We start from the raw sequence: 26,442 nt of genomic DNA, 5'->3' as shown, positions 1-26,442 counted from the left end.
CTCATACAGAGCCCACTGGACTTCGGTCCAGTGGGCTTTTTTTCATTTATAGCGAGCGGACGGTCCGCTCGTCCACCACACAGACAGCGACCGCACTCCGGTCGAGACACCGAAAACGCCCGACTCAGGTCGCACACCGTCAGGCTTAAGCACAAGACAGGGATACCAGTAACTGCGCCAAGGTGGCAGAGTTCGGCCCAACGCATCCGCCTGCAGAGCGGAACCCCCGCCGGTTCAAATCCGGCCCTTGGCTTTTTGCTTCGAACGTCGCTCCCGTGAGCGACGCGTCCGGAATCGAATCTGCGAGTGACGACGCTATCGCACGAGTCGTGCTTTGAGCGCGTTGACCGCGTCGACGTCGCCCAGTTCGCGTGCGAGTTCGAGGGCGTCGAGTGCGGTCTTTCGCGCTCGAACCCCTGCTTCGACGGACGAAAAGCACGTCGTAGCGCGCCGTAGTTCGGCGAGCGCCTCGGTTGCGTTGCCGACTTCGCGGAGTGCACCGGCGTACTGTCGGCGGCATCGACCTTCGAGGACCGCCGTCGGCGCGGACTCGGTTGCCGCCGCGAGAAGCGAGAGTCCGTCGTCAGTCTCACCCGACCGCACGTACACGTCTCCGAGAGTCATCTTCGCGAGCGCCTTCGGTTCGTCACCGAGCGCCGCCGCTCGTTCGTGGGCTCGTTCGAGCCACGGTAGCGTTCACCCAGAGAGCCAGGCGAAGCCGTCGGCACGCGCGCGAATTAACACCGTTTCGTCGAGCTCCGCGCCGTCGAGCGCGTCGAGAAAGTCGGACCAGTCGGAGACGAGTCCCAACTGTTCTATGACGCGGTCGCTCGCGCGCGTCACGACCCACCGGATGCGGTGCCGTCGCGCGACTGGCCTGTAACTCGTGATACGTCCGTTCGGCCGACAGATTCAAAAAGTCTCGTCAATCTGCGACCGCGACTGCGCTTCCGCCCCGCCGTATTGAGGGTGGGAGTCGCCGCCGGCGGGCGCGCGACGCGGTGACACGCTCCGAGGAAAAGTAATCGTTATACGCCGCGTGGCCCATGCCGAAACCATGCAACGACGCGCCGCGGTCATCTCCGTCGTGTTCTTCCTGGTCATCGGTGCCGGTGCATACTCGCTCATCGCGACTGCATCGACGCCGTCGGTCAGTTTCGAGAACCCCGAGTACTCGCTGGCACAGGGAGACGAGTTCTCCGTCCCCGGTAGCGACCAGGCGTACACAGTATCGTCGATAACCGAAGAGGAGGAGTCGGGCGGCCACGGTGGCGGCACGACGCTGGTCCGTTCCGGTGAGCTCACGTACGTGAACGAGTCGGCCCGGTACACGGAGACGTGGGACAACGAGAGCACTGTCACGCTCGACGGCACCGACTACCGTGTCGAAATCGCCAACGTCTCGGACCCCAGCGAGGCGACGCTGGTCGAACTGTACAACGAGACCGCGATTCTCCAGGCCGACTCGAACGCCGACAACGAGACCGTCACCCGTGACGGCGAGCGCTACGTCGTCATCAACGGCTCGACGCTCGTCTCGGTCGACGAGTACTTCCCGGCCAACGAGACGCGCACCGTCGCCGAGGGCGACTCCTTCGGCTACAACAACCAGTCTGTCACCGTCGCGGCTGTCGAGACGTCCGGCGTGACCGTCGAGTGGTTCGCTCCCGAGGAGAACACCGTCACCGTCGACAACGAGGCGAACCTGTCCATCTCGGGACAGCAGTACCTCGCGTACTTCCCGGACGGCGAGACCCTCGTCCTGACGCAGAACTACGACAGCTATCAGGCCCAACTGTCCGAAATCGAGCACTACCACGAGACGGAAAACGGCCTCTGGGGTGTCGCCATCGTTTCGTTCACCACGAGCATTCTCCTCGTCGGCATGGCGTTCCTCCCGTCGCGGTACTGAACGCCGCGGCAGTCACCGTTTTTCGCGCGCAGTCTTCGCTTCGAGCCACGCGATTCCGATTCCGATAGCGACGGCCGACAGCGACCCGAGTATCTGGAGCGCGGCGACCGCGAGAGCCGAATCACTGGGTGCGTAGCGCCACGAGGCCTCCACGAGTGTCCCGAGGCCGACGAGGACGAGGAACGCGCTGACGGCGACCGACGGCCACGACTCCGTCCGCGCGAGGGCTCGACGAATCATCACTCGGAAGCGTCGCGCCGCGAGGAGAAAAGCGAGACGGGAACACGGCGGGGACACAGCGGGGACAAGCGGGGACACGGTAGAGACATCGCGGGCCGACACGAAGCGGAGACGAAACAGAAACGCCGGGGGCGGTCGGCGAGCGTCGACCGGACCGGGCGACTACCGCCGCAGGAAGTCGAGGAAGTGGTAGTCGTGGTCCGGCGTGTAGGTCCGAAACAGGAGGCTGTTCGTGAGGACGGACACCGACGACAGCGCCATCGCGCCCGCGGCGAACACCGGCTGGAGGAGACCGAGCGACGCGAGCGGAATCATCGCGGTGTTGTAGCCGAGCGCCCAGAACAGGTTCTGTTTGATTTTGGCGAGCGTCCCCGCGGAGATACGGATGGCTTTCACCACGTCGAGCGGGTCGTCGCGCATGAGCGTCACGTCGGCGGCCTCGATGGCCACGTCGGTGCCGGAGCCGAGCGCCGTGCCGACGTACGCGGCGGCGAGCGCGGGCGCGTCGTTGACGCCGTCGCCGACCATCATGACGCTCGTCCCGTCAGCCTGCAGAGACTCGACCGCGTCGGCCTTGTCCTCGGGGAGGACGCCCGCGCTGACGTTCTCGGGGTCGATGCCGACCTGCTCGGCGACGGCGCGGGCGGTGCGCTCGTTGTCGCCGGTAATCATGTGGACGGTCACGTCGCGGTCGCGGAGCGCGGCGACGGCCTCGGCGGCCGACTCCTTGATTTCGTCCGCGTCGGCGACGACGCCCGCGAGGTCGCCGTCGACCGCGACGAGCATCGCGGTCTTGCCGTCGCGTTCGAGGTCGCGGAGCGCGTCCTCGGCCGGCGCGGGGTCGACGCCCGCCTCAGAGAGGAGTTTGCGGTTGCCGACGAGGACGGTTTTTCCCTCGACGGTCGCGCGAATCCCGTGGCCGGGGACGTTCTCGAAGTCCGCCGGCTCCGCGAGGTCGAGACCGCGGTCTTCCGCGCCGGAGACGATGGCGCGGGCAAGCGGGTGTTCGCTGTTGCGCTCGGCCGAGGCGGCGTACCGGAGGACGGCGTCCTCGTCGAGCGTCTCGTCGTCGGCGGTGACGACGCCGGAGCCGTCGGCGGCGGGGCCGACGGCGACCACGTCGGTCAGCGTCATCTCGCCTTTGGTGAGCGTGCCGGTCTTGTCGAAGACGACCGTCTCGACGTCTTTGACGCGTTCGAGCACGTCGCCGCCCTTGAACAGGACGCCGTTTTGCGCGCCGATTGTCGTCCCGACCATCGTCGCGGCGGGGGTGGCGAGGCCGAGCGCGCAGGGGCAGGCGATGAGCACGGCCGAGGCGAAGACGACGACGGCGAACTCGAACGTCGAGACCGCGCCGCCCGCGGCGACCGGACCGCCCGCGACGAGGCCCCAAAGCGGGAGCGACCGGATGAAGCCCGCGAGCGCCTCGGGGAAGAGGAACCAGACGACGCCCCACAGGAGGGCGTTGGCGATGACCGCGGGCACGAAGTACGCCGAGATGCGGTCGGCGAGGTTCTGAATCTCGGGCTGGCGGCCCTGTGCTTCCTTGACGAGCGAGACGATCTGCTGGATGGCGGTCTCGGAGCCGACCTTGGTCGCTTCGACCACGAGGACGCCGTTTTGGTTCACCGTCGAGCCGACGACCTCGTCGCCTTCGGCCTTCGAGACGGGGACGGACTCGCCGGTGACCATGGACTCGTCGACCGCGGAGTCGCCGTCGACGACGACGCCGTCGGTCGGAATCTTCTCGCCGGGGCGGACCTTCATGCGGTCGCCGACCTCGACGTCGTCGAGGGGGACCTCGCGTTCGGTGCCGTCGTCGTCGACGAGCGTCGCGGTGTCGGCTTCGAGTTCGAGGAGCGTCCGGAGCGCCTCCGACGCCTGTCCCTTCGAGCGCGCTTCGAGGTAGTTCCCGAGCGTGATGAACACCAAGATGAGCGCCGCGGTGTCGAAGTAGAGACTGCCGGCGAGCAGGCCGCTGAGGACGGCAATCGAGTAGACGTACGCCGTGGACGACCCCATGGCGATGAGCACGTCCATGTTGGCGGTGCGGTTCCGAACGAGCGCCGTGTAGGAGTTCTCGTAGAACTCGCGGCCGAGGTAGACCTGTACCGGCGTGGCGAACGCGAAGCCGACCCAGCCGACGGGGACGCCCGTGCCGGGAATCGTCTCGGGGAGGCCGCCGCCGAACAGGTGGACCGCGAGCATCGCCAAAAGCGGGAGCGACAGCGCCGCGCCGAACAGCGTCAGGCGCTTCTGCCGGCGAATCTCCTCGTTTCGGGCGGCGTCGCGGGCGTCCTCTGCGTCACCCTCGTCGTCGCCGTCGTCTTCGCGGATGGGCGTGTAGCCGGCGTCTTCGACCGCCCGATACATGTCGTCGAGGCTGGCGTCGGCGGGGTTGTAGGTGACGTGGGCCTCGTCGGTGGCGAAGTTGACTTCGGCGGCGACGACGCCCGGCACCGACTCCAAGGACTTCCGGTTCGCGTCGGCGCAGTTCGCACAGCTCATCCCGGTGATGCCGATGGTTCGGCTCTCCGAGAGCGCCTCGTAGCCGGCGTCCTCGATGGCGTCGTATATCTCGCCGAGCGATACCTCCTCGGGGTCGTACTCCACCGACCCCTCGTCGGTGGCGAAGTTGACGCTGGCGTTCGTCACGCCGCTGAGCGCCTCCAACGCCTCGCCGACGGTGCGCGAGCAGTTCGCGCAACTCATCCCGCGGATGTCTAAATGGGCCGTTCGGCTACTCATCTCACATAGACGTACGTGCCCCTTGCTTACCTCAGTTGCCCCTTCAGAACCGAACGTCCGTGAGGGGCGGAACTTTAGATTCGAAACCGGCGGGTCAGACGCTCGGTCGCCGCCAGCACCGCCCGCCCGTCGCCCGCCCGCTCAGTCGTCGGTCGCGCCGGCTTCGAGGCGGTCGTATCGGTCTTCGAACCGGCCGAGACAGGACGAACAGCAGAAGTGGTAGAGCGACCCGCCGATGTGGGCGCTCTCGCCCTCGCTCGTCACCGTGTTGCCGCACTCGGCGCATTCGAGGGCGAAGCCGGTCCCGTTGACCGTCGGCGTCCACTCGGCGGACTCCACGAGGCTCACCTCGTAGTCGCGGACCCGCGAGAGGTCGACGAGGTCGTCTAACTGGGCGCGGACGGAGCTTCCGTCGAGTCGGGCGTGGGCGGTCACCTCGCCGTCGGCCGCGACGAACAGGTGTTGGACCGGGTCGGCCGCGCGGAGGGCGTCGCGGACCTCGTCGACGAACTCCGGGCGGACGGTCAGCCTGACGATGACGGGCGTCCCGCCCGACAGCGTCGACTGGTCGAGGTCGAGGGTGAACCGACGGATGATGCCCTCCTCGCGGAGGCGGTCGATGCGGTCGGAGACCGCCGGCGCGGAGAGGCCGACTTCGGCGGAGATGTCGCTGAACGGTCGGCGGGCGTCTTCGGCGAGGAGTTCGAGGATGTGGAGGTCGGTTTCGTCGAGCGCGCGCATGGCTCCGTTTGGGACCGCGATGTCATAGGTGTTCCCCGCGTTCGGCTTTCGATTCGAAAGCAGACACCGCCGGTTCGCCGAACCACCGAAAGGGAAATCCACTAAATCGAGAAGCCCCTACCTCGAACCGTATGCCGACAACCCTCACCGTCACCGGGATGACCTGCGAACACTGCGAACAGTGCGTCGCCGACGCCCTCGCCGGCGTCGACGGCGTCGAGGACGCGACCGCCGACCGCGAGGCGGAGCGCGCGACCGTCGAGGGCGACGCCGACACCGACGCCCTCGTCGCGGCCGTCGAAGACGCGGGCTACGACGCGAGCGCCTGACCCCGAGGCGACGACGGGCCGGACCGGGCGAGAAGACTCGCGGAATGAAGACTCGAAGAATCGGACGGCGCGACCGACAAGTCGCTTCGACGCGCCGACCTGAACGGTTTTAGCCGGCGACCCGCTACGCTCGACCATGCACGCGCGGTCGTGGGCGACCGTCCTGTTCGCGCTCGTCATCGGACTCCTCCTCGCGCTCGGCGTCGTTCGACTCGCCGCCGGCGACACCGGGGACTTCGCGCGAAACGCCGGCATCGCCGCCCTGCTGACGATTTTCGCCGTCGCGCTGGTCAGGGACTGGGAGTCGAGCGCGGAGTGAACCGGCGGGCGGCGAGTCGGAGTTGTGCCGGTCCCGCGGAGAACTGTCATCCGCCTGTCTTTCACTTCGGCTGTAGGCGGTTACAAGAGGCCGCGGTTCCAACCCCGTCTGTGTCTCCACCGAGCGACGACGACTTTCGCACGCACTCCCCCACCGCTCCGATAGACGACACGCCCACCGTCTCGTGTTCGCGGTGCGGCGAGGAGTGGGACCTCTCGTACGAACTGGACGAGCTACAGTTGGGCAACCAGTCGGTCGAGCAGTTCGCGCTCGACCATCGCCGCCACACCGGTCACTTCCCGGACGACGTCTCGCCGTGGGTCGTCAGCTGTCGGCGGTGTCCCGACGGCGAGCAGTTCCTCTCCGAGGCCAGCGCCCGCCGGTGGGCCCGCGCGCACGCCCGCCACACGCGACACGAGGTGTCGATGGACCACGCCGACGACGACGGGGTCGTCATCACGCCCGAGTGAGGCTCGGCGGCTAGCTACCCGCCGTCGGCGTCGGTCGTCGGCCGCGCGGCCGGCGGGACCGGCGACCCCAAGTCGAGACGCATCTTCGTGTCCGCGCTCGGTGCGGGGACCGCTTCGAACCCGAGTTCGCGGTAGACGTGGACGGCCCGCTGATTCTCGGGGGCGACGTGGAGCACGAGCGCCTCGCGGTCGGCGTCCGCGGCGTCGGCGAGCGCGTGACGACAGAGTTCGGTTCCGATGCCGCGGTCGTGGCTGTCCTGATGGACGAACACCGCGAGCTCCGGCTCCGGGTCGTCGCTCGCGACGTACGCGGCGTGGCCGACGATTCCCTCGTCGGCGACGGCGACGAAGTTGCGGCCGCGCTCGACGAGGTTCGAGAGCCACGCGGCGATGTGCGCCTCGTCCGCCGGCGGCAGTCCCATCGACCGGGCGGCGGGGTCGTAGTCGCGGTACATCTCTGCGAGGGCGTCTCGGTCGGCGGCGTCGTACGGGCGGACGACGAGCGGCCGGTCGGTCTCGCTGACGAACCGCGGACACCGCGGGGGACAGTACGGCGTCCCGACGCAGTGACTCGCGTCCCAGACGCCGTCGGCACCGCCCGCGCTGTCCGTGCCGGCTGAACTGTCCGTCTCTGCCATACCGGAAACGCGCCGCCGCGACCCTTGAGGCCGGCCGCCGATTCCCAGATTCCGAGGATTCGAAAACCGGTCCGGATTTATAACCTCTCGGCGGCCCACGCTTCACATGTGAGGTGACAGACGATGGCCGCAACCGGCGAAATCGAGATGCTGGGGAACCGGATGGAGTTCGACTACGCCGAGGGCGTCACCGGCTACGTGCTCGTGTTCGCCCGGCTCGTCACGGGGTACTGGTTCCTCCACGCGGGGGTGACGAAGTACCTCGCCGCCGAGCCGTTTAACGCGGGCGGCTGGCTCGTCAACGGCACCGCCGGCGCGCCCGGTCCGGTCCACGCGTTCCTCGCGTGGGTCGGCCAGACGCCGGTGATGCTCGAGTTCACGAACGTCATGGTCCCGCTGGGCGAGACGCTCATCGGGTTCGCGCTCGTCACCGGGGCCGCGGTCCGCCTCGCCGCCGCCGGGGGAGCGTTCCTCATGACGTTCTTCTACCTCGGCAACGCCGAGTGGGGTCACGGGCTTGTCAACGGCGACCTGCTGGGGCTCGTGATGTTCCTCGTCGTCGGCGCGCTCGCGGCGGGTCGCATCCTCGGCCTCGACGCGTACCTCGAAGAGATGGAGTTCGTCCGCCGCCGGCCCAAGCTCAAGTACCTCCTCGGCTGAGGGGGCGCTCCGGCCGCGTTCGGCGCCGTTTCTCTTGGACGACACTGTCGATTATCCGGGACGTGAGCCTCCCTTCGGACCGTTTCGAAGCGTTCCGGTGGTTTAGGAGTCCCTAAAATCCGAAAGTGGTTTATTGTATTAGGGACGCCTAAAACGTATGAACGAAGACGGAGTCGACGTCGACCACGCGTTTCGATGGGCTGTTCTCACGGGGAGGGTCTGAGCCGTGACCGCTCAAGGCACCGGCCCCGAATCGGCGGACGTGGTCGTCGTCGGCGGCGGTCCCTCGGGATGCGCCGCGGCCGTCTTCACCGCGCGTTACGGTCTCGACACCGTCGTTTTCGACCGGGGCAACGCCGCCTTCCGCCGGTGTGCGTACCTCGAAAACTACCTCGGCTTCCCCGCCGGCATCGGCGTGGACACCTTCACCGCGCTCATGCACGAACACCTCGCCGAGGTCGGCGCGGACTACGTCGCCGACATGGTCGTCTCGGTCGGGCGACCGGGCGACGAGGGTGCAGTCGCGGACGCGAGCGAGGACGAGTCGGACGCGTTCGACGCCGACGCCCGACGCTTCGTCGTCCGCACGCAGGAGGGCCGTCGAGTCGAAGCCGACTACGTCGTCGCCGCCGCGTGGTACGACGGCGACTACCTCCGCGGCCTCGACGACGACGCGATGTTCGAGGAACACGACCACCACGGCGAGGTCCACGAGCACTTCGACTCCGACTACGCCGACGACGACGGTCGGACCCCCGTCGAGGGGCTGTACGTCGCCGCGCCCTCGGGCGCTCGGAACGCGCAGGTCGGCATCGCGGCCGGACAGGGCGGTCACGTCGCCCGGTGTCTCATCGAGGACCGCCGGCGCGAGCGCGGCTTCCCCGGCGACCTCGCGCCCCACTACGACTGGCTCCGCGCCGACACCGAGTTCCAAGGCGAGTGGGGCGACCGCGACCGCTGGCGCGAGTGGTTCGAAAGCGAGGTGCCGGACGACGCCGACCTCGACGACGAGCGCCTCGCCGAACTCCGCGAGTCCTACATCGACCGGGCGTTCGACACCCGCCGGACCGCCCACGAGGTCGAGACCGCGGAACCCCGCGGCATCCGCCGCCTCGTCGAGACAATCGGCACGGAGCGCGTCCTCGACGCGCTTCCCGACGAGGCGCTCGCTGACTACCTCGACGGGCGCGAACTCGGGGGTGTCGAGCAGTGAGCGGGACGACGCCGACCGAACAGTCCTCCGGGTCGGCGCTGACCCGGCTGTTCGGCTGGATAGACGGCTCGCTCCTGTCGCTTTGTCTCGCCAGCCTCGTCGTCGTCGTGGCCGGCGGCCTCGTGCAGGTCAGCTTCGGCGCGTTCTCGATGACCATCGGCGAGGCGTGGCGCGCCGTCTTCGACCCCGCGGTCATCTTCGACCCGCACGTCTGGCAGGTGTTCCTCCTCGGCGGCGAACTCCCCGAACTCGGTCGACAGACGCTCATCGTCTGGAACATCCGGCTTCCGCGGGTGTTCGTCGCCATTCTCGTCGGCGCGAACCTCGCGATTTCCGGCGCTATCTTTCAGGCGGTCACCCGGAACGAACTGGCCAGTCCGTTCATCCTCGGCGTCTCGTCGGGGGCCGGACTGCTCATCCTCCTCACGCTCGTCGTCTTCTCGGGGCTCGCGGCGTACCTCCCGCTTCTGGCGGCGCTCGGCGGGATGTTCGCGTTCGTCCTCGTCTACCTCATCGCGTGGAAGAACGGCACCTCGCCGGTCAGGCTCGTCCTCGCGGGCGTCATCGTCGGCACCGTCTTCCAGAGCCTCCAGACGGGGCTTTTCTTCTTCGTCGACGACATCGGCGTCGTCCAGTCGGCCATCGCGTGGACGACCGGCTCGCTCACCGGCACGGACTGGGAGCAGGTCCGCATGGCCCTCCCGTGGTCCATCATCGCCGTCGCCCTCGCGCTCGGAAGCTCCCGACAGCTCAACGTCCTGCTCCTCGGCGAGCAGACCGCCCGCTCGCTCGGGATGTCCATCGAGAAGGTCCGGTTCGCCCTCTCGGGCGTCGCGGTCCTCGCGGCCGCCGCGAGCATCGCCGTCGCCGGCATCGTCGGCTTCGTCGGTCTCGTCGTCCCGCACCTCGTGCGGAACGTGGTCGGGAGCGACTACAAGCGCCTCGTCGTCGGCTGTCTGTTCGCCGGCCCGGCGCTGATGGTCGCCGCCGACGTGGGCGCGCGCCTCGCGCTCAACCCGATTCAGCTCCCGGTCGGGGTCGTCACGGGCCTCGTCGGCGGGCCGTACTTCCTCTATCTCATGCGCAAACAGCAGAACATCGGTGAAGTGTGATGTCGAACCAGCAATCGGAGAACCCCCAACAGATGGCACAACACGGTGACACGGACGCGAACGCGGGCGGAAACGCGAGCGTCGAAGGCGACTCCGACCGCCAGAGCGCGCTCACCGGCGACGCGCTCGAACTCTCGTATCCGACGAGCGAGGGCCCGGTCGTCGAGTGCGACCGAATCGACATCCCGCGCGGCGAAATCACGGCGCTCGTCGGACCGAACGGCTCCGGCAAGAGCACGCTCCTGAAGTCGCTCGCAAAACAGCTCAGCCCCGACAGCGGGAGCGTCTACCTCGACGGGAAGTCAATCTCCGAGTACGACGACAAGGCGTTCGCCCGCGAGTTGGGGATGCTCTCCCAACAGCACGACTCGCCCACGTCGCTCACCGTCGAGGACCTCGTCTACCACGGCCGGTACCCCCACCGGAGCTTCTTCGAGCAGGTCAACGAGGACGACCACGAGGCGGTCGAGCGCGCCATCGACCTCGCGGGCGTCGACCACATCCGCGACAAACAGATCGGCAACCTCTCGGGCGGCCAGAGCCAACTCGCGTGGATTGCGATGGTGCTCGCACAGGACACCGACGTGCTCCTCCTCGACGAGCCGACGACGTACCTCGATTTACACCACCAGCTCCGCGTGCTGGAGACGGTCCGCCAACTCAACGAGGAACGCGGCGTGACGGTCGCGGTCGTCCTCCACGACATCGCGCAGGCCGCGCGGTTCGCCGACTACCTCGTCGCCATGCAGGACGGCGAACTGTACGACTGGGGGCCGCCGCGCGAGGTCGTCACCGAGGAACTCCTCGCCGACGTGTTCCGCGTCGAGGCCGCGGTCAACTACTCGCCCGACCCGGAAATCGTCCCGAAGCACTCGCTGTAGCGGGTCGCGAGTTTCGTTCCGTGCGCTGTGCGGCCGCTCGGCAGAAGCGACTCTACACGCCCCGAGCGCCTACTGGACGGCGACGATTTCGATGTCGAAGACGAGCGTCTTCCCCGCGAGTTCGTGGTTGAAGTCGACGTCGACCTCGTCGTCGCGGACGGCGGTCACGTCGCCGTGAAGCCCGTTTTCGGCGTGGACGTGCAGGCCGACTTCGGGCGTCTCGCCGACCATCCCCTCGAACGTCTCGGGGTCGTAGGTCCGGATTCGGTCGGGGTCGAACTCGCCGTAGGCGTCTTCCGGCGGGACGGTCACGGTCGCCTCCTCGCCGGCCGCCATCCCGACGACTGCCTCGTCGAGCCCCGGAATAATCTGCCCCGCGCCGACGACGAACGTCTGGGGGGCGTAGTCGTCGCGGTCCTTCTCTTGAGCCTCGAACAGGCCGTGCTCGACTGCGACCTCGTACCGCGAGGTGTTGAAGACGGTCCCGTCTTCGAAGCGTCCGACGTACGCGAGCGCGACTCGGTCTCCCGACTCGATTGCCATAGCGGGGGTCGGCGGAGGACGCGCATAAAAGTCGTCATCGAGGCATCCCGGCGGGGGTTCGCGTCACCGCCCCGTGCTCATCTTCCGGGCGTGTTGCGGGGGGAGCCGAAGCTCGTCGAGTCCGGGGAGGTGTTCGATGTTGTAGACGACCTGCAGGTCGTCGGTCACGGGGAGGCTGATACACGACAGCCGGACGCCCTGGTCCAGCATCTCCTCGGAGAGGATGTGGTTCGAGGGCATCTTCACCTCGCCGTCGACGACCGCCACCGCGCAGTTCGCACACGCCCCGCCGCGGCAGGCGAACGGCCAGCTGTGGCCGGCGTCCTCGGCGGCCTTCAGGAGGTTGGTCCGCGGCTCGACGAACACCTCGCCGTAGGCGTCGCCGTCGAGACCGCTCTCGGCGGCCTTCTCGAAGAGGTCGTCGTCGGCGAGCGACCAGCCGCGCTCGGCGAGCACGTCGTAATCGAGGAACTCGACTCGCGCCCCCCGCCGTTCGGGCTCCGGCTCCGAGTCGGGCCCGGAACCGGAACTCGCGTCGTCGGTCCCGGTTCCGGCGTGGCCGTTCCGGGCGGCACCGGCGTCGTGCTGTCCGTTTCGGGTCGCGCCCTCGTCGGTCGGGCGGCGGGCGTCCGTCTCGACGGGTTCGAGTTCGTCGCCGGGCTCGTAGCCGCCCCGAATCGCCTCGTAGGCCGTTCGAACCGCCTGAAATTCCTCCGCCGACCCGCCGTGGTCCGGGTGGGCCGACTTCACCCGCCGACGGTACGCGTCGACGAGTTCGTCCTCGTCTGCGTCCGGGTCGATGCCGAGCGTCTCGAACGGGGAGTCCACATCGGGGCTAGTAGGAACTCGCGAGCATAAATCCACGGCCACCGGCCGTCTCGTCGTGGTTTAGTCCTCGAATCGAGCGCACAGTCCGAGGGACGACCGCGGCCGCGATCCGCGGCGGTTTTGTAGCGGGCCTCGCTTGCTTCGGGTGTGAGACGCGGGGTTCGGTTCGCCGTCGGCGCGGGGCTCGGCATCGGAGCGCTCGCGGCGTACCTCTGGTACGTCGGGCCGGGAGAGGTCGGCTCACGCGTCGCGGCCGTCGCCCCGTGGGCCGTCGCCGTCGTCTGCTGTCTGATGCTCGCCGAGGCGACCGTCGACGGCCTCGGCGTCTGGGCGTCGGTGCGCCCCCTCCGGGGCGGGCTCTCGCCGCGGGCGAGCGTCCAGTTCGCGTTCGCCGGCGACTTCTTCGACGTGCTCAGCCCCGCCGGCCCGGTGAGTTCGGAGCCCATCATGGCGCAGTTCTTCGGCGTCGCGACCGAGACGAGCTACAGCGAGGCCCTCGGCGTCCGCGGCGTCGCCAAGTACGTCAAGTCCGCGGCACAGCTCCTCCTGTCGGTCGCCATCGTCGGCGTCCTCTTTCTCGACGCGCCGACGCCGCGGTTCGTCCTCGTGACGCTCGCTGGCGCGGTCGCCGCGCTGTTGGTCGTCGGTGCCGCGCTCGTCTGGGCCCGAGACGCGCTGTCGGCGGTCGTCGTCGCGGTCCTGACTCCGGTCGTTCGCGTCGTCAGCGGCGTCACCCGCGAGACCCCGCTCGGCCGCGACGCCGTCGCCGACGCGGTCGAGCGGTTCTGGGAGCGCGTCGTCCGCTTCCGCGACGCGCCGGAACTCCTCGTCGTCATCGCGCTCAGCGGCGTCTTCGAGCAACTGCTCACGTCGCTCGCGCTCTGGGTCGCGCTCGCCGGCACCGGCACGACCGTGGCGTTCCTCCCGATTGTCGCCGTCATCCCGCTCCCGCAGGCGGCGAGCGTCGTCCCCGTTCCGGGGAGCCTCGGCGCGTACGACGTTCTTCTCGCGGGTGCGCTCAGCCTCACGACGGGCGCGCCGGCCGCGGGTGCGGCCGCGGCGGTGCTCGTCGTGCGGACGTTCGAACTCCTCGTCTCGCTCGGCTGTGGCGGCGTCGCAACCGGCTTCCTCCGCGGCTTTCGGGCCTGAGGCGAAGTTGGTCGGCCCCCGTCGCGGCGTCGTGAGACGAGGGTAGAGGAGACGAGAGACCGGAAAACCGAGTCAGTCGGCGGTGCGCTCGTGGATGGGGACGCTCGCCAGCCCGACAGCGTTGGACTTCGAGGAGACAGAGAGCGTCGCGTGCCAGCCTCCCTCGGCCGGCGTGACGTGCAGGGAGACGGGCTTCCACGACGACGCCCGGCGGTAGAGTTCGACGACGACCGGCAGTACCGGGAGCCGGCCCTCGCGCGCCGAGAGGGCGTAGCCTTCGAGGGTCAGCTCCGCCGACCTCGTGCCGGCGTCCGGGCCGGGCCGCCACGGCGAACAACTGTACGACTCCACGAGGCAGAGCCGTTCCATCTCCACCAGCGTCGCCTCCAGCGCCCCCGCGGAGTCGGGCCGCGACGCGAGGTGCGAGGCGGCGCGTTCGAGCACGTCCGCCTGCTCGGCCGACGCGAGGTGCACGTGGAGCGCGGTCGCCATGCTCTCCAACAGGCGCAGACAGAGGTCGTCCGCGCTGGACACCGTCTCCGCGAGGTCGAAGTACGCGTCCATCACCGCGGTCTCGACCGCCCGGTGGCCGGCGTCCACGAGCGCCTCGAACACCGCCGCCGCGACCCGGTGACAGAACTCGACCCGCTCGGCGCGGTCGCCGCCGTCCGCACACTCCGCGAGGCCGTCCGCGTCGGGTCCGAGGTCGAGGTCGCAAGACGGGTTCGGGAGCCCCGGCGTCGCCCCGGCGGTCGCCCACCCCTCCGCGGGCGCATTCGCGCTCGCGCCGCCGAATCCCGACTGCGACTCGTACTCCGAGACGATGAGGTCGTAGTACGGGACCTTCGGGTCGTACCGCCGGAGCGCGGAGCGGTACTTCCTCGCCGCGCGCGCGGCGGCCTCGGCGGTCGCGCGGTCCGCGAACCGGAGGCCGTCGACCGGAACGGGTCGCTCTCCGGTCCGTCCGCAGACGAGCTCGTAGCTCCCGTCGTCGCTCGCGAGCGATTCGATGTGGGTCCGTATCTGGGTGAGTGTCGTGCCGACCATGATGTGTCAGTGTGTCCGTTCGCGGGTCGTCGCCGACGCCGCGGTCCGTTCGTCGCTCGCTCGACACATTGTTTAGGCGGGCCTAAAACGTATTGGTTCGAGCGGTCGGTCGGGGGGCCGCGCGAGGCGCGCTTCCCCCGGTCGTCTGCCCTCGTTATCGCACCCGTGTCGGTCGGTCTCGATTCGAATTTGGGCCTAATTTGTGCCCCTCTCGGGGGCAACTCTGCGTCGAGTTCGGCGAATCATTATCCGCCGTTACGCGGGTAGATTCGATAGATGACGCACTCGACGGACTGCGAGACGAACACGCCCTCGATGACCGGCCGCGGGACGACCGCGCCGGGTGCGCGACGATGACGACCCACAACCACACCACGAGAACGCCGGCGCTCCAGCGGACGACGACAGATGCACGTCACGAACACCGGCGGAGCAAAACGGGAGCGCAGATGAGGCAGTTGTTGTGGTGGCTCGTCGGCGGGACCCGCGGCGGGAAGAACCGCCTCAGAATCATCCGCGCGCTGAACGAGCGCCCGATGAACACGAACCGGCTCTCGAACGAACTCGACTTGAACTACAAGACCGTCCAGCACCACCTGGAGATGCTCACGGAGAACGGCGTCCTCACCACCAGCGGCGAGGAGTACGGCAAGCTGTTCTTCCTGACGCCGGAGATGGACGACAACCTCGACCTCCTCGACGACATCGCGGAACAGACCGATATCGAGGATGAGGATGCATGAAACCGCGGCGCTCCGGCGAACCGCCGGGTACACCGCGGTCGCCGTCGCCGCCTCGCTGGGCGTCGTGTTCTCGCTCCCCGAGGCGGGGCTCCCGATGGTCTTCGACCCGCGGACCCCGCTTTTCGGCGCGCTCGTGCAGACGAAGCTGTTCTTCTCGACGTTCACGACGCTCTTACTGCTCGTCCTGCTCGCGACGTACGGCCGCGTCTACCGCGAGTTCCCGAACCGCTTCACGCTGAGTCTCATCCTCTTTACCGTCGCGCTGTTGTTGCACGCGGTCACGTCGAACCCGTTTCTCCCGCTGTTGTTGGGGTTCGGCCGCGGCGTCGAACTCGGCCCCTTCACGTATCTCCCGGACCTCTTTACGAGCGTCGCGGTGGTCATCCTCCTGTACCAGAGCCACAAGTAGGGGCCGCCGCCCGCGATTGGGCCGTCCGAACTCGGTGAGAGTTGTGCCTCATTTGGCCCCGAATTGGTCGTAAGTTCGGAAATCGAATTTTACCTCGCGGCCCGCACCCTGAACCATGAGTTCCGGTAGTGCCCCGTCCAAGCGAGACCGCCTCGAACAGTACCTCTCGGCGCGCGCCTCGGAGGGAGCGTTCTACTTCAAGAGCAGACACATCGCCGACGAGGTCGGACTGTCTTCGAAGGAAATCGGGTCGCTCGTCGGGAGGCTCCAACGCGAGGCGGAGGCCGTTCGCATCTCCCAGTGGGGGTACACCCGCGGCACCACGTGGTACGTCGAGCGCGCCGACTGAACCGGGGAACGATTCGACCGACTGTCCGTAAAAGAAACCGTTGGTGGGGGTCCGGCCCGAAGTGGCAGGGCAACCGGGTCCGAGGCGGTGCGTTGAATCGGGCCGGGGGGAGGGAACGCGGCGGTCGTCGCCCGCCGAACGGGCTGGTGAATACTCGACGGGCGCGACGCGCCGCCGACGGCGGTCGTCACGGGGAGTGTGGGAGGGGGTACCTCTGTCTCCCCGTTCGTCGAATCGGCCGACGGTGAAATAGCGGTTTTCCGAACTTCGGGACAACACCGACCGAACTCCGGCCGAACTCCGTTCGGATTACGCCCAATTCTCGCTCGCGGCGACCCGCGACTCGGTCACGACGCGTCGTTGGCGTCTTCGCCCGGCCTGTAGAACGTCCGGTGGAACATCTTGTAGGAGTCGGTGATGGGGACGATAGTGTAGGTGTCGACCACGTCGCTGTCCTGCAGGAGTTCGCGGACGTAGCTGTTGATACTGCTCAAAGAAGACTGCCAGACGCGAATCAGCAGGTCGTACTCGCCGATACATTCGGCGACCTCGTACACCAGCCCCTCGTCGAGGAGTCGCTCGATGAACGCCGTAATCTCGTCGTTCGTGGCGTGGTTGTCGTAGGAGATGTGGACCTCCGCGTAGGGGTAGTTGGCCGCCCGAAAGACCAACAGCGCGAAGATTTCGAGAATGCCGTCCTCTTGGAGCATCTTGCGCCGCCGCCGCGCGGCCGTCCGCGAGAGCCCGACCCGGTCGGCCAGCTCCGTGTCCGAGATGCGCCCGTCTTTGTTCAGCTCGCGGAAGATGAGGACGTCCTTTTTGTCCATCCGGTCTTCGAGAAGCTCGACAACGCGCGGGTCCTCCATCCACTCCTGCGAATCGGGCATTGCTAGTTTCACGGTTATATCGCTTAGCTTCATATATATGAATGTTTCTTCGAAATCTCCGAATTGGATACAGTATGTGCACGAATCGTTTATTCGTCTCGGGACGACGGGAGACCGAAACCGCAGGCCGTCGGTGGAACGCGCGTTTCGGCCCCCAAACACTTTTACTCCGCGTTCACGGAGGGTGACGACATGGTTCGCGGAAAAATCAATCGAACGAACAAGGCCCTCGCGGATTGGGCCGACATCCTCACTGAAATCGACGAGGTCTCGGGGGAACTCGAAGATTCCGGCTGGGAGACGCTCGTCCTTCACCCGGGAGACGTCTCCACGGCGGACGCGGCGGCGGCCGCCGACGCCGGATTCCGGCTCCTCGTTCCGGATTCCGAACTCGAAGCGCTCGAATCGGCGGTCTCAGGGGACGATGCGGCGTTCGACCAGTTCGAGGTCTACCGCGCCCGCGACACGAACGTCCGAATCTTCGTCGTCGTCGTGAAATCCGAGGAAACAATGGAAGCGGTCCTCTATCCCGTGTTTTACGACGCTGATACCGACGCTTCGTTCGTCGAAACGCTCCGGACCGAATCCGAGATTCGAACGACGGTGAGCGACCTCGGAAACAGTCGCCGCTGTTCGTTCCGACACACCGAACCCGGCCTGTTTCTCCCCCAGTAACTGCCCGCGGGGTCGCTGATTCCGTCTCGTCCCCGACCGCGCTCGCCGCGACGTTCTCGTGATTGGCGAGCAGAGGATGTCCACTATTCTCACGATTAGCTGTGCATATTCAATCTCTGTTGGGGGAGTCAAGACCGAATCGGCTTCTATATCTTCTCGTGGGGCGTATTCGTCAATATCTGTGGGTTCTCGGTCCTATCCAAAATTATTACGAACTAAAAATTAGATGAATCAACTTCTTTTATCGACGATATGTTTAATCACTAGGAAAGGTTTATACGAATGGGGTATCCACAACCCTCCATGCCAACCGGCAACATAGAACGCAGAAAACTGCTGAAACTCATCGGTTCGGGAGCGACGAGTGTCGCGCTCGCGGGCTGTCAGGGGACCCAGCAGACCGAGACGACCGACGGGAGTTCGGGGAGCGACTCGACCGCGACCGAACAGACGAGCGACGACGGGAGCGGCGGGAGCGGCGGAAGCGGCGGCAACGACTTCCACTTCATCGCCGGGCAGGTGTTCGGGACGCTCGACCCCGCAGAGCAGGTCGACTACACGCAGGGGCTCGCCGCCCAGAACCTCTACGACGAACTCATCACGGTCGACGCCGAGACGCTCCAGCCGACGGCCCACATCGCCGAGAGCTGGGACACCGAAGACGAGGGCCAGACGTGGGTGTTCACCCTCCGCGACGACGTGACGTTCTCCGACGGCACGCCGCTGACCGCCGACGACGTGGCGTACTCGCTCACCCGGATGCTGGAACTCCAGCGCGGCTACTCGTCGTTCTGGCTCGACTACCTCGACCCCTCGAACATCACCGTCCGCGACGAGCGGACGGTCGCCTTCGAGTTCAATCAGGCGTACGGGCCGGCGCTGGCGACGTTCGTCCAGTTCTACATCGTCAACAGCGCCGTCGTCCAGGAGAACGAGCAGGACGGCGACTACGGGAACGCCTACCTCCAGAACAACTCCGCCGGGTCGGGCGCGTACGTCCTCGACAACTGGGAGCAGGGCAACTCCATCGAGGCGTCGGCCTACGAGGACTACTGGAAGGGCTGGAGCGAGGACAGCTTCGACACGTTCCGCTCGACGGTCATCACCGAGGAGTCCACCATCAAGACGACGATGCAACAGGGCGAAGGCGACATGACCGACCAGTACATGGGCACGCAGGCGTACGCCGAGATGGACTCGTACTCCAACGTCCGCGTCCCCGAGGTGCCGCAACTGCAGTTGTTCCACTTCCCGCTGAACTGCCAGAAGGCGCCGACCGACGACATCAACGTCCGGAAGGCCATCGCCTACGCCTTCGACTACGACAGCGCCGTCAACGACATCATCGGCGGCGGCGGCGTCGCGGCCGGGCCGGTCCCCCGCGAGATGGCGGGCCACAACGGCGACCTCGTCCCGATGGAACAGGACCTCGACAAGGCCAAGGAGTTCCTCGACAAGGCGGACTACTCCGTCGAGGAAATCAACGAAATCGGCCTCGAACACGTCGTCGTCGCCGGCACTGAACTCCAGCGCCAGATGGGGCTTCTCAATCAGGCCGGACTGAACGAACTCGGCATCGACCTCGAAATCAACCCGCTTCAGTGGGCTCGCCTCACCGACCGCGCGACGAGCGCCGAGTCGACCGCCCACATGACGAACATCTTCCACACGGCGAAGATGCCGTCGCCGGACAGCCACACCTACCTGATGTACCACCCCTCCTCGTTCGGGTCGTACATCTCCCAGTCGTGGTACTCCACCGACGAAATCGCGGCCACCCTCGAAGAAGCGCGCAAGTCCACCGACCTCCAGTCGCGGCTGGAGAAGTACGAGGAGGCGCAGGCGCTCATTGTCGAGGGCATGCCGAGCGTCTACATCGCCAACCCGCCGTACCGCATCGGCATCAACGAAAACGTCGAGGGCTGGCAGTACCGCGGCGTGATGTCGTTCGACTGGGACGTCCACTCCATGACTCGCAGCGGCGAGGGCCGGGCGAAGTAGCCGCCCGACGACTTCCGACGCCCCGCCTCGGGCCGTCTTTCCAACTCACCAATGTCATACGTAGATTACCTCGTTCGGCGCGCAATCCACTCGGTCCCCGTCATCTTCGGGCTGTCAGTGCTCATCTTCCTGATATCCCGCGTGATTCCGGGCGACCCCGTTCGGTTAGCGCTCGGACCGGAAGCAACTGACCAGCAAGTCGCGGCGCTCCGCGCCGAGATGGGCCTCGACCAGCCCCTGCCGATGCAGTACGTCGACTGGCTCGTCGGCGTCGTACAGGGCGACTGGGGAATGTCGCTTCGGACGAACAACAACGTCTTTTCCGACATCGTCGCCCGCCTGCCCGCGACGCTCGAACTGACCGTCGTCACGCTGTTTTGCGCCGTTCTGTTGGCGATTCCGTTCGGCGTCGTCGCCGGCACCAACAAGGACCGCTGGCAGGACCACCTCTCGCGCATCACCGCCCTGTTCGGCGTGTCGATGCCGCGGTTCTGGGTCGCTATCGTCCTCCAAATCGTCTTCGTCGTCAGCCTCGGGCTGTTGCCCCTCTCGGGGCGACTCAGCGACGGCGTGGCACCCCCGCCGGCGGTCACCCGTCTGTATCTGGTCGACAGCCTCATCGCCGGCCAGTTCGGGACGTTCGTCGACGCGGCCACGCACCTCCTGTTGCCGACCGTCGCGCTCGGCCTCGCCACGCTGGCGCAGGTGATGCGGCTCATCCGCTCGGACATGATCGACGAACAGCGCAAGGACTACGTCCTCGCCGCGCGGGCCTACGGCCTTCCGAACACCCTCATCGAATACAAGTACATGCTCCAAAACGCCTTTACGAGTTCACTCACGGTGGTCGGCCTCGCCTTCGGCTTCCTCCTCGGGAACGCGTTCCTCGTGGAAATCGTCTTCGCGTGGCCGGGGATGGCGCGCTACGGCGTTCAAGCCATCCTCTATCAGGACTTCAACGCCATCGTCGGCGTCACCATCGTGGTCGGTATCGGCTTCGTGACCGCCAACTTCGTGGTCGACCTGCTGTACGGCTACCTCGACCCGCGGGTGCGGCTGGAGGAGGGATAGCCGTGTCCACGAAGACCACTATCCCGTTTTTCGACACCGAGAGCGCCGCCCGGAAAGAGCGGATTCGACAGCTCAAACGCGGCTTTCGGACGTTCGCGGGCAACAAGCTCTCGCTCGTCGGACTGGCGATGATTCTGACGCTCGTCGCCGCGGCGCTCCTCGCGCCGTACATCGCGCCGTTCCCCGAACACGCCGGCGCGGGCGTCTACTTCGACCAGGCGAGCGAGCCGCCGAGCGCGACGCACCTGATGGGCACCGACACGACCGGCCGCGACATCTTCAGCCGCGTCCTGTTCGGCGCGCGCCTGTCGCTCCTGATGAGCGGCGTCGTCCTCTCTATCGCCATCTCCATCGGCGTGACGCTCGGGCTCATCGCGGGCTACCTCGGCGGGACGACGAACACCGTCATCATGCGGGTGACGGACATCTTCCTCGCCATCCCGCCCACGCTCCTCGCCATGGCGGTGGTCGCCGCGACCGGCGCGTCGCTGTTCAACGTCATGGTCGCCATCGCCTTCTCGTGGTGGTCGTGGTACGCCCGCCTCGTGCAGGGCGAGGTGCTCTCGATAAAGGAAGACGAGTTCATCGAGTCGAGCCGGGCGCTCGGGTCGGGGTGGATGCGGACGACGTTCCGGGAGATTCTCCCGAACGTCGTCAGCCCCATCACGGTCAAGGCGACCCTCGACATGGGCTTCGTCATCCTCGTCGGCGCGGGCCTGTCGTTTCTCGGCCTCGGCGCGCAACCGCCGACGCCGACGTGGGGCGCGATGATCGCACAGGGCCGCAACTACGTCACGAGCTTCTGGTGGATTGCCGTGTTCCCCGGACTGGCGATTTCCTTCGCCGTCCTCGGGTTCAACTTCATCGGCGACGGCCTGCGCGACGTGCTCGACGTGGAGGTGGACTGAGATGGCCGACCCCATCTTGGAGGTGAAGAACCTCCACGTCCACTTCGAGACCCACGACGGGACGGCCGAAGTGATAAACGGCATCGATTTCACCATCGAGCGCGGCGAAACCGCGGCGCTCGTCGGCGAGACGGGCTGTGGCAAGAGCGTCACTGTGAAGTCCATCATGGGTCTGCTCCCCTCGGCGACCATCCCCGAAGGCGAGATTCGCTACAAGGGCGAGGACGTGCTCTCGCTTTCCGACGCCGAGCGCCACTCGCGGCGCGGCAAGGAGATGAGCATGATAATGCAGGACCCGATGACGAGTCTCAACCCCGTCCTGACGGTCGGCGAGCAGATGATGGACGTGCTGAAGTGGCAGGGGCGGCCGCGGCTGTCGCTGTCGAAGCTCGTCCGCGACGCGCTTTCGACCGGTTCGAAGGCCGAATACAGGCGGCGGGCCATCGAGATGCTCGGCGAGGTCGAAATCTCGGCCCCCGAGCGCGTCTTCGAGAGCTACCCGGTCGAACTCTCCGGGGGGATGCGCCAGCGCGTCCTCATCGCCATCGCGCTCCTGTCGGAGCCGGACCTGCTCATCGCCGACGAGCCGGGAACCGCCCTCGACGTGACGACCGAGGCGAAGGTGCTCGACCTCCTCGACGAACTCGTCGAGGAGCGCGACACGAGCGTCCTCTACATCACCCACGACCTCGGCGTCGCCCGCGAGGTCAGCGACCGCATCAACGTGATGTACGCGGGCGAAATCGTCGAACAAGCGCCGACCGCCGACCTGTTTGCGAACCCCCAGCACCCCTACACCCGCGGGCTGTTGGAGAGCATCCCGACGCTGTCGACCGGCATCGGCGACGGCATCGAAGGGCACCTGCCCGACTACACGGACCCGCCGGCCGGCTGTCGGTTCGCCGACCGCTGTCCGCACGCGGAGCCGGCCTGTTACGACGCCTACCCCTACCCGCGGCAGACCGGTCCCGACCACGCGACCGCGTGCCACCTGTTCAGCGGAACGCCGGCCCGCGAGCGCCACGAATCGCTCGCCGCGGAACGGGTCGACATCGGCACCGCGCCGTGGCTGGCCGGCGGTGACGTGGCCGGCGGCGGCGACGCGCCCGGCGACGTCTCCGCCGACGGAGGGACGGACCAATGAACGACTCAGCGTACACGACCGACTCGACGGCGGCGGCACAGCGCGACCGCGACCTCGACGACCCGATGGTCACGGTCGAGAACCTCAAGAAGCACTTCCCGCTGTTCGAGGGCATCCTCCAGAAGAAGGCGGGGGAGGTCCGCGCCGTCGACGGCGTGAGCTTCTCCATCGCCGAGGGCGAGACGTTCGGCCTCGTCGGCGAGTCCGGCTCCGGCAAGACGACGACCGGCCGGTCGATGCTCCGCCTGACGGAGCCGACGAGCGGGCGGGTCGAAATCGACGGCCAGAACGTCGTCGACCTCTCGGACGGCGAGCTCAAGCGGTTCCGTCGGAACATGCAAATCGTCCATCAGGACCCGTCTTCGAGCCTCAACCCGCGCCACCGCGTCAAGTCGATTATCGAGGCACCCCTGAAGATTCACGACTACGGCGACTCCGAGGCCCGGCTCGAACGGGTCGAGGAGCTACTGGACATGGTGGACCTCCCGCGGGAGTTCATGTACCGCTACCCCGGCCAGCTCTCGGGCGGCCAGAAACAGCGCGTCGGCATCGCCCGCGCGGTCGCGCTCAACCCGAAGTTCGTCGTCCTCGACGAGCCGACGAGCGCGCTCGACGTGAGCGTGCAGGCCCGCATCATCAACATCCTCGAAGAGATACAGGAGGAGTTCGGCATCACCTACCTGTTTATCACCCACGACCTCTCGCTCCTGAAGAACGTCGCCGACCGCATCGGCGTCATGTACCTCGGGCGGCTCGTCGAGGTCGGCGACGTGGACTCGGTGTTCGGGTCGCCCCAACACCCCTACAGCCGGGCGCTCCTGTCCGCCATCTCGACAATCAGCGAGGAGGACGAACTGGCGAAACCCGACCGAATCACGCTCGACGGCGAGGTGCCGGACCCGAGAGAAAAGCCCAGCGGCTGTGCCTTCCGGTCGCGCTGTGCCCACGAGTTCGACGCCTGCGCGGTCGAGGAACCCGACCTGTACGAGCGCGGGCCGGACCAGGTCTCGCGGTGTTTCCTCCACGACGACCGGTTCGAGGAGGGCGCGGAGTGGGAATGACCGCAGAGCGCACGGACCGTCTCGCCGCCCTCCGGCGAGCGCGGCAGAACCGCCCGTGGACCGACGAACTGCTCCGGTCGTGCGCGTCGGACCCGGCGGCGTTCAAGGCCGCCCAGCCGGCGTGTTCGGCCTGCGACCGGCCGTGCCGCGACGACGAGGTCTGCGCCACGGCGGTGGCGAAGTCCGACGGACTGTTCGAATCGATGGGCCGCGACCAGACGTACCACCTGCTCGCGGCGGGCATGAAGCGACTCCGGGCGCGGGGGACCGCGACGCTTCGCAACGCCGACAGACAGCGGCCGAACGCCTTTCTCAGCGCGGCGGCAGACGACGCAGATACCCCCGAGGCACCCCAATGACGACAGACGACACGCGGACGATAACGGCGGAATGGGTCGAAGACATCGCGGTCGGCGGCGCGGTCCTCGGCGGCGGGGGCGGCGGCTCGCTTTCGAAGGGCATCGAGTTCGGCGAACTCGCCGTCGAGTACGGCCGGCCGAGCATCGTCTCGGTCGCCGACCTCGACCCGACGGACGTGGTGGTGACCGTCAGCGGCGTGGGCGCGCCCGCCGCGACGGAGAGCCACGTCGACCCCGCGGATTACGTGCGCGCGGTGGAACTACTCGTGGACAGACTCGCGGCCGACGGGACGACCGTCGGCGCGCTGATGACAAACGAGATGGGCGGGTTCGCCACCGTCAACGGCCTGCTCCAATCGGCCGTGACCGGGCTTCCGCTCGTCGACGCCGCCTGTAACGGGCGGGCGCACCCGACCGGGCCGATGGGCTCTATCGGGCTGTCGCAGGACGCGAACTCGATGCAGGCGGCGGTCGGCGGCGTCCCGGGCACCGCCAGCCGACTGGAGACGGTCGTCGAGGCGGAACTCGGCACCGCGGCGTCGCTCGTCCGGCACGCGGCCGAAGACGCCGGCGGCCTCGTCGCCGTTGCCCGCAATCCGGTTCCCGCGAGCTACGCCGAGGCGCACGCGGCGCTCGACACGTACGACCAAGCCGAGGCGGTCGGTCGCGCGGTCAGACTCGCCGACGACGGGCGCGACGCCGCGGAACGCGTCGCCGAGGTCCTCGGTGGCGAGGTCTCGCTCGTCGGTCCCGTCGAGTCGTTCGCGCTCGAAACGACCGGCGGCTTCGACGTGGGTGAGGTCGAAATCGAGGGGCGCGAACTCACCTTCTGGAACGAGTACATGACGCTCGAACTCGACGGCGAGCGCCTCGCGACGTTCCCGGACCTCATCACGACGCTCGACGCCGAGACGGGGATGCCCGTCTCGACGGCGGAACTCGCGGAGGGCCGGTCGGTCGCGGTCGTCGTCGCGCCCGCGGCGAACCTCTCTCTGGGCGCGGGGATGGCCGACCCCGCGCTCTTCGACCCGGTGGAACAGGCGGTCGGAAAAGCGGTCAAATCACACGTATTCAACTAACGACACTCATGTTCGACAAGATTCAGCAAGCATACGACATACTCAGCCGTCCCGACGCGGACGGCGAACTGGTACGCGACGCGCTCGAAACGTACGGTCTCGAAACCGAGGTGACGACCATCTCGACCGACGAGGGGGAGACCGACTTCGTCAAGACGGTCGTCCCCGGCCGCGACCCGGACGCGCCGACGCTCGGCGTCGTCGGTCGCCTCGGCGGGGTCGCCGCGCGGCCGGCCGAACTCGGTCCGGTCTCCGACGCCGACGGGGCAATCGTCGCCCTCGCGGTCGCGCTCCACCTCGGCGAGATGCGCGCCCGCGGCGACGTGCTCGCCGGCGACGTTCGCATCGCCACGCACGTCTGTCCCGACGCGCCGACCTCCCCGCACGACCCGGTGCCCTTCATGGGCAGTCCGGTCGATACGAGCACCATGAACGAACACGAGGTGGACGAGGAGATGGACGCCGTCGTCTCCGTCGACGCCACGAAGGGCAACCGCGTCCACTGCGAGCGCGGCTTCGCCATCACGCCCACGGTGAAAGAGGGGTGGGTGCTGAAGGTGAGCGACAGCCTCCTCGACATCCAAGAGCGGGCGACCGGCCGCCCGCCGAGCACGCTCACGCTCACGATGCAGGACATCACCCCCTACGGCAACGACGTCCACCACATCAACAGCATTCTCCAGCCGGCGACGGCGACCGACGCGCCCGTCGTGGGCGTGGCGACGACGAGCGTCTCGCCCGTCCCAGGCTGTGGGACCGGCGCGAACTACCTCACCGACCTGCTCGACGCGACCGGGTTCGTCGTCGAGACGGCCAAGGACTTCACCCGCGGCCGCGCGTCGTTCTACGACGAGGCCGAGTACGACCGCCTCACGTCGCTGTACGGCTCGATGGGTCGCCTCCAGACGCTGGGCGAGGGCGTCTGA

At 67.5% G+C, this 26,442-nt stretch carries 31 protein-coding genes and 1 tRNA gene; 22 read left to right on the top strand and 10 right to left on the bottom strand.

Annotated elements, in window-relative coordinates; genetic code table 11:
- The first annotated feature begins 176 nt into the window (after positions 1-176).
- Positions 177-253: transfer RNA gene (locus C438_RS02150), tRNA-Cys, on the top strand.
- Between the two features lie 62 nt (positions 254-315).
- Here the strand turns inward: C438_RS02150 and C438_RS19255 are convergent.
- Both C438_RS19255 and C438_RS19475 read right to left on the bottom strand, forming a co-directional pair.
- Entirely contained in the window at positions 316-624 is a 309-nt protein-coding gene (locus C438_RS19255; RefSeq protein ID WP_004967599.1) for a hypothetical protein, read from the bottom strand.
- Positions 625-696: 72 nt separating this feature from the next.
- Positions 697-843, bottom strand: coding sequence for a hypothetical protein (locus tag C438_RS19475; protein WP_160166860.1), 147 nt, complete (start codon positions 841-843; stop codon positions 697-699).
- 214 nt (positions 844-1,057) lie between these two features.
- Between C438_RS19475 and C438_RS02140 the strand changes: the two genes are divergently transcribed.
- Positions 1,058-1,912, top strand: a complete 855-nt coding sequence (locus C438_RS02140; protein ID WP_004967598.1) for a hypothetical protein — start codon at positions 1,058-1,060, stop codon at positions 1,910-1,912.
- Positions 1,913-1,924: 12 nt separating this feature from the next.
- On the opposite strand, the gene C438_RS02135 is transcribed toward C438_RS02140, so the two are convergent.
- From C438_RS02135 to C438_RS02125, 3 genes are all read right to left on the bottom strand, one after another.
- Positions 1,925-2,152: a hypothetical protein gene (locus C438_RS02135; RefSeq protein WP_004967597.1), complete on the bottom strand. Its 228-nt coding sequence runs from the start codon at positions 2,150-2,152 to the stop codon at positions 1,925-1,927.
- Between the two features lie 162 nt (positions 2,153-2,314).
- A complete protein-coding gene (locus C438_RS02130) occupies positions 2,315-4,900 on the bottom strand; it encodes a heavy metal translocating P-type ATPase (protein ID WP_004967596.1) in 2,586 nt (861 codons plus the stop codon).
- Between the two features lie 141 nt (positions 4,901-5,041).
- Positions 5,042-5,641 carry an AsnC family transcriptional regulator gene (locus C438_RS02125; protein ID WP_004967595.1) on the bottom strand — a complete coding sequence of 200 codons (600 nt, stop codon included), beginning with the start codon at positions 5,639-5,641 and terminating at the stop codon, positions 5,042-5,044.
- Positions 5,642-5,772: 131 nt separating this feature from the next.
- On the opposite strand from C438_RS02125, the gene C438_RS02120 reads away from it, so the two are divergent.
- From C438_RS02120 to C438_RS02110, 3 genes are all read left to right on the top strand, one after another.
- The gene (locus tag C438_RS02120; RefSeq protein WP_004967594.1) at positions 5,773-5,970 is read left to right on the top strand and encodes a heavy-metal-associated domain-containing protein; all 198 of its coding nucleotides are present in this window, start codon (positions 5,773-5,775) and stop codon (positions 5,968-5,970) included.
- A 136-nt stretch (positions 5,971-6,106) separates the two neighbouring features.
- Positions 6,107-6,289: a hypothetical protein gene (locus C438_RS02115; protein ID WP_004967593.1), complete on the top strand. Its 183-nt coding sequence runs from the start codon at positions 6,107-6,109 to the stop codon at positions 6,287-6,289.
- A 110-nt stretch (positions 6,290-6,399) separates the two neighbouring features.
- Positions 6,400-6,759, top strand: a complete 360-nt coding sequence (locus C438_RS02110; RefSeq protein ID WP_004967592.1) for a hypothetical protein — start codon at positions 6,400-6,402, stop codon at positions 6,757-6,759.
- 14 nt (positions 6,760-6,773) lie between these two features.
- On the opposite strand, the gene C438_RS02105 is transcribed toward C438_RS02110, so the two are convergent.
- Entirely contained in the window at positions 6,774-7,397 is a 624-nt protein-coding gene (locus C438_RS02105; RefSeq protein ID WP_004967591.1) for a GNAT family N-acetyltransferase, read from the bottom strand.
- A 123-nt stretch (positions 7,398-7,520) separates the two neighbouring features.
- Between C438_RS02105 and C438_RS02100 the strand changes: the two genes are divergently transcribed.
- The 4 genes from C438_RS02100 (at position 7,521) to C438_RS02085 (ending at position 11,263) form a co-directional block, all read left to right on the top strand.
- Positions 7,521-8,057: a DoxX family membrane protein gene (locus C438_RS02100; protein ID WP_004967590.1), complete on the top strand. Its 537-nt coding sequence runs from the start codon at positions 7,521-7,523 to the stop codon at positions 8,055-8,057.
- A 226-nt stretch (positions 8,058-8,283) separates the two neighbouring features.
- A complete protein-coding gene (locus C438_RS02095) occupies positions 8,284-9,270 on the top strand; it encodes an FAD-dependent oxidoreductase (RefSeq protein ID WP_049917640.1) in 987 nt (328 codons plus the stop codon).
- Positions 9,267-10,382, top strand: coding sequence for a FecCD family ABC transporter permease (locus tag C438_RS02090; protein WP_004967588.1), 1,116 nt, complete (start codon positions 9,267-9,269; stop codon positions 10,380-10,382). Before C438_RS02095 ends, C438_RS02090 begins: the two co-directional genes overlap by 4 nt.
- Complete coding sequence (locus tag C438_RS02085) at positions 10,382-11,263, top strand: ABC transporter ATP-binding protein (RefSeq protein ID WP_004967587.1); 882 nt, start codon at positions 10,382-10,384, stop codon at positions 11,261-11,263. The genes C438_RS02090 and C438_RS02085 overlap by 1 nt, the downstream gene beginning before the upstream one ends.
- 69 nt (positions 11,264-11,332) lie before the next feature.
- On the opposite strand, the gene C438_RS02080 is transcribed toward C438_RS02085, so the two are convergent.
- On the bottom strand, positions 11,333-11,806 hold the full coding sequence (locus C438_RS02080) for an FKBP-type peptidyl-prolyl cis-trans isomerase (RefSeq protein WP_004967586.1): 474 nt from the start codon (positions 11,804-11,806) through the stop codon (positions 11,333-11,335).
- 63 nt (positions 11,807-11,869) lie between these two features.
- Complete coding sequence (fer, locus tag C438_RS02075; protein ID WP_004967585.1) at positions 11,870-12,634, bottom strand: ferredoxin Fer; 765 nt, start codon at positions 12,632-12,634, stop codon at positions 11,870-11,872.
- A 147-nt stretch (positions 12,635-12,781) separates the two neighbouring features.
- On the opposite strand from fer, the gene C438_RS02070 reads away from it, so the two are divergent.
- Positions 12,782-13,783, top strand: a complete 1,002-nt coding sequence (locus C438_RS02070; RefSeq protein WP_004967584.1) for a lysylphosphatidylglycerol synthase domain-containing protein — start codon at positions 12,782-12,784, stop codon at positions 13,781-13,783.
- 72 nt (positions 13,784-13,855) lie between these two features.
- On the opposite strand, the gene C438_RS02065 is transcribed toward C438_RS02070, so the two are convergent.
- Positions 13,856-14,830 carry a DUF7551 domain-containing protein gene (locus tag C438_RS02065; protein WP_004967583.1) on the bottom strand — a complete coding sequence of 325 codons (975 nt, stop codon included), beginning with the start codon at positions 14,828-14,830 and terminating at the stop codon, positions 13,856-13,858.
- Between the two features lie 449 nt (positions 14,831-15,279).
- On the opposite strand from C438_RS02065, the gene C438_RS02060 reads away from it, so the two are divergent.
- The 3 genes from C438_RS02060 (at position 15,280) to C438_RS02050 (ending at position 16,331) form a co-directional block, all read left to right on the top strand.
- Complete coding sequence (locus C438_RS02060) at positions 15,280-15,573, top strand: ArsR/SmtB family transcription factor (RefSeq protein WP_004967581.1); 294 nt, start codon at positions 15,280-15,282, stop codon at positions 15,571-15,573.
- Positions 15,566-15,982, top strand: a complete 417-nt coding sequence (locus C438_RS02055) for a hypothetical protein (protein ID WP_004967580.1) — start codon at positions 15,566-15,568, stop codon at positions 15,980-15,982. Before C438_RS02060 ends, C438_RS02055 begins: the two co-directional genes overlap by 8 nt.
- A gap of 115 nt (positions 15,983-16,097) precedes the next feature.
- Complete coding sequence (locus C438_RS02050; protein WP_004967579.1) at positions 16,098-16,331, top strand: DUF7123 family protein; 234 nt, start codon at positions 16,098-16,100, stop codon at positions 16,329-16,331.
- A gap of 347 nt (positions 16,332-16,678) precedes the next feature.
- Here C438_RS02050 and C438_RS02045 read toward each other — a convergent pair whose 3' ends face one another.
- Positions 16,679-17,218: an Lrp/AsnC family transcriptional regulator gene (locus C438_RS02045; protein WP_004967578.1), complete on the bottom strand. Its 540-nt coding sequence runs from the start codon at positions 17,216-17,218 to the stop codon at positions 16,679-16,681.
- A 192-nt stretch (positions 17,219-17,410) separates the two neighbouring features.
- On the opposite strand from C438_RS02045, the gene C438_RS02040 reads away from it, so the two are divergent.
- The 9 genes from C438_RS02040 to C438_RS02000 all read left to right on the top strand — a co-directional run bounded on the left by C438_RS02040 (position 17,411) and on the right by C438_RS02000 (position 26,442).
- Complete coding sequence (locus tag C438_RS02040) at positions 17,411-17,893, top strand: DUF7529 family protein (protein ID WP_004967577.1); 483 nt, start codon at positions 17,411-17,413, stop codon at positions 17,891-17,893.
- Between the two features lie 303 nt (positions 17,894-18,196).
- Positions 18,197-19,894, top strand: coding sequence for an ABC transporter substrate-binding protein (locus C438_RS02035; RefSeq protein WP_004967576.1), 1,698 nt, complete (start codon positions 18,197-18,199; stop codon positions 19,892-19,894).
- Between the two features lie 51 nt (positions 19,895-19,945).
- Complete coding sequence (locus C438_RS02030) at positions 19,946-20,965, top strand: ABC transporter permease (RefSeq protein WP_007275400.1); 1,020 nt, start codon at positions 19,946-19,948, stop codon at positions 20,963-20,965.
- A 2-nt stretch (positions 20,966-20,967) separates the two neighbouring features.
- A complete protein-coding gene (locus C438_RS02025) occupies positions 20,968-21,873 on the top strand; it encodes an ABC transporter permease (protein ID WP_004967574.1) in 906 nt (301 codons plus the stop codon).
- Between the two features lies 1 nt (position 21,874).
- Complete coding sequence (locus C438_RS02020) at positions 21,875-23,017, top strand: ABC transporter ATP-binding protein (protein WP_004967573.1); 1,143 nt, start codon at positions 21,875-21,877, stop codon at positions 23,015-23,017.
- On the top strand, positions 23,014-24,078 hold the full coding sequence (locus C438_RS02015) for an ABC transporter ATP-binding protein (protein WP_004967572.1): 1,065 nt from the start codon (positions 23,014-23,016) through the stop codon (positions 24,076-24,078). The genes C438_RS02020 and C438_RS02015 overlap by 4 nt, the downstream gene beginning before the upstream one ends.
- On the top strand, positions 24,075-24,437 hold the full coding sequence (locus tag C438_RS02010; RefSeq protein ID WP_004967571.1) for a hypothetical protein: 363 nt from the start codon (positions 24,075-24,077) through the stop codon (positions 24,435-24,437). The genes C438_RS02015 and C438_RS02010 overlap by 4 nt, the downstream gene beginning before the upstream one ends.
- Positions 24,434-25,516, top strand: coding sequence for a DUF917 domain-containing protein (locus tag C438_RS02005; protein WP_004967570.1), 1,083 nt, complete (start codon positions 24,434-24,436; stop codon positions 25,514-25,516). The genes C438_RS02010 and C438_RS02005 overlap by 4 nt, the downstream gene beginning before the upstream one ends.
- An 8-nt stretch (positions 25,517-25,524) precedes the next feature.
- Positions 25,525-26,442, top strand: a complete 918-nt coding sequence (locus tag C438_RS02000) for a DUF1177 domain-containing protein (RefSeq protein WP_004967569.1) — start codon at positions 25,525-25,527, stop codon at positions 26,440-26,442.

Source organism: Haloferax denitrificans ATCC 35960, from assembly GCF_000337795.1.
Lineage (GTDB): Archaea > Halobacteriota > Halobacteria > Halobacteriales > Haloferacaceae > Haloferax > Haloferax denitrificans.
Note: the sequence above shows the minus strand (reverse complement) of the source record. Positions and strands in the feature narration are given on the sequence as shown.

What these genes read in the sequence shown, in the direction of transcription:
- C438_RS19255 (WP_004967599.1), bottom strand. Translation starts at nt 624, where the DNA reads ATGACTCTCGGAGACGTGTACGTGCGGTCGGGTGAGACTGACGACGGA.
- C438_RS02140 (WP_004967598.1), top strand. Translation starts at nt 1,058, where the DNA reads ATGCAACGACGCGCCGCGGTCATCTCCGTCGTGTTCTTCCTGGTCATC.
- C438_RS02135 (WP_004967597.1), bottom strand. Translation starts at nt 2,152, where the DNA reads ATGATTCGTCGAGCCCTCGCGCGGACGGAGTCGTGGCCGTCGGTCGCC.
- C438_RS02130 (WP_004967596.1), bottom strand. Translation starts at nt 4,900, where the DNA reads ATGAGTAGCCGAACGGCCCATTTAGACATCCGCGGGATGAGTTGCGCG.
- C438_RS02125 (WP_004967595.1), bottom strand. Translation starts at nt 5,641, where the DNA reads ATGCGCGCGCTCGACGAAACCGACCTCCACATCCTCGAACTCCTCGCC.
- C438_RS02120 (WP_004967594.1), top strand. Translation starts at nt 5,773, where the DNA reads ATGCCGACAACCCTCACCGTCACCGGGATGACCTGCGAACACTGCGAA.
- C438_RS02115 (WP_004967593.1), top strand. Translation starts at nt 6,107, where the DNA reads ATGCACGCGCGGTCGTGGGCGACCGTCCTGTTCGCGCTCGTCATCGGA.
- C438_RS02105 (WP_004967591.1), bottom strand. Translation starts at nt 7,397, where the DNA reads ATGGCAGAGACGGACAGTTCAGCCGGCACGGACAGCGCGGGCGGTGCC.
- C438_RS02100 (WP_004967590.1), top strand. Translation starts at nt 7,521, where the DNA reads ATGGCCGCAACCGGCGAAATCGAGATGCTGGGGAACCGGATGGAGTTC.
- C438_RS02085 (WP_004967587.1), top strand. Translation starts at nt 10,382, where the DNA reads ATGTCGAACCAGCAATCGGAGAACCCCCAACAGATGGCACAACACGGT.
- C438_RS02080 (WP_004967586.1), bottom strand. Translation starts at nt 11,806, where the DNA reads ATGGCAATCGAGTCGGGAGACCGAGTCGCGCTCGCGTACGTCGGACGC.
- C438_RS02065 (WP_004967583.1), bottom strand. Translation starts at nt 14,830, where the DNA reads ATGGTCGGCACGACACTCACCCAGATACGGACCCACATCGAATCGCTC.
- C438_RS02060 (WP_004967581.1), top strand. Translation starts at nt 15,280, where the DNA reads ATGAGGCAGTTGTTGTGGTGGCTCGTCGGCGGGACCCGCGGCGGGAAG.
- C438_RS02055 (WP_004967580.1), top strand. Translation starts at nt 15,566, where the DNA reads ATGCATGAAACCGCGGCGCTCCGGCGAACCGCCGGGTACACCGCGGTC.
- C438_RS02050 (WP_004967579.1), top strand. Translation starts at nt 16,098, where the DNA reads ATGAGTTCCGGTAGTGCCCCGTCCAAGCGAGACCGCCTCGAACAGTAC.
- C438_RS02045 (WP_004967578.1), bottom strand. Translation starts at nt 17,218, where the DNA reads ATGCCCGATTCGCAGGAGTGGATGGAGGACCCGCGCGTTGTCGAGCTT.
- C438_RS02040 (WP_004967577.1), top strand. Translation starts at nt 17,411, where the DNA reads ATGGTTCGCGGAAAAATCAATCGAACGAACAAGGCCCTCGCGGATTGG.
- C438_RS02035 (WP_004967576.1), top strand. Translation starts at nt 18,197, where the DNA reads ATGCCAACCGGCAACATAGAACGCAGAAAACTGCTGAAACTCATCGGT.
- C438_RS02030 (WP_007275400.1), top strand. Translation starts at nt 19,946, where the DNA reads ATGTCATACGTAGATTACCTCGTTCGGCGCGCAATCCACTCGGTCCCC.
- C438_RS02020 (WP_004967573.1), top strand. Translation starts at nt 21,875, where the DNA reads ATGGCCGACCCCATCTTGGAGGTGAAGAACCTCCACGTCCACTTCGAG.
- C438_RS02015 (WP_004967572.1), top strand. Translation starts at nt 23,014, where the DNA reads ATGAACGACTCAGCGTACACGACCGACTCGACGGCGGCGGCACAGCGC.
- C438_RS02010 (WP_004967571.1), top strand. Translation starts at nt 24,075, where the DNA reads ATGACCGCAGAGCGCACGGACCGTCTCGCCGCCCTCCGGCGAGCGCGG.
- C438_RS02005 (WP_004967570.1), top strand. Translation starts at nt 24,434, where the DNA reads ATGACGACAGACGACACGCGGACGATAACGGCGGAATGGGTCGAAGAC.
- C438_RS02000 (WP_004967569.1), top strand. Translation starts at nt 25,525, where the DNA reads ATGTTCGACAAGATTCAGCAAGCATACGACATACTCAGCCGTCCCGAC.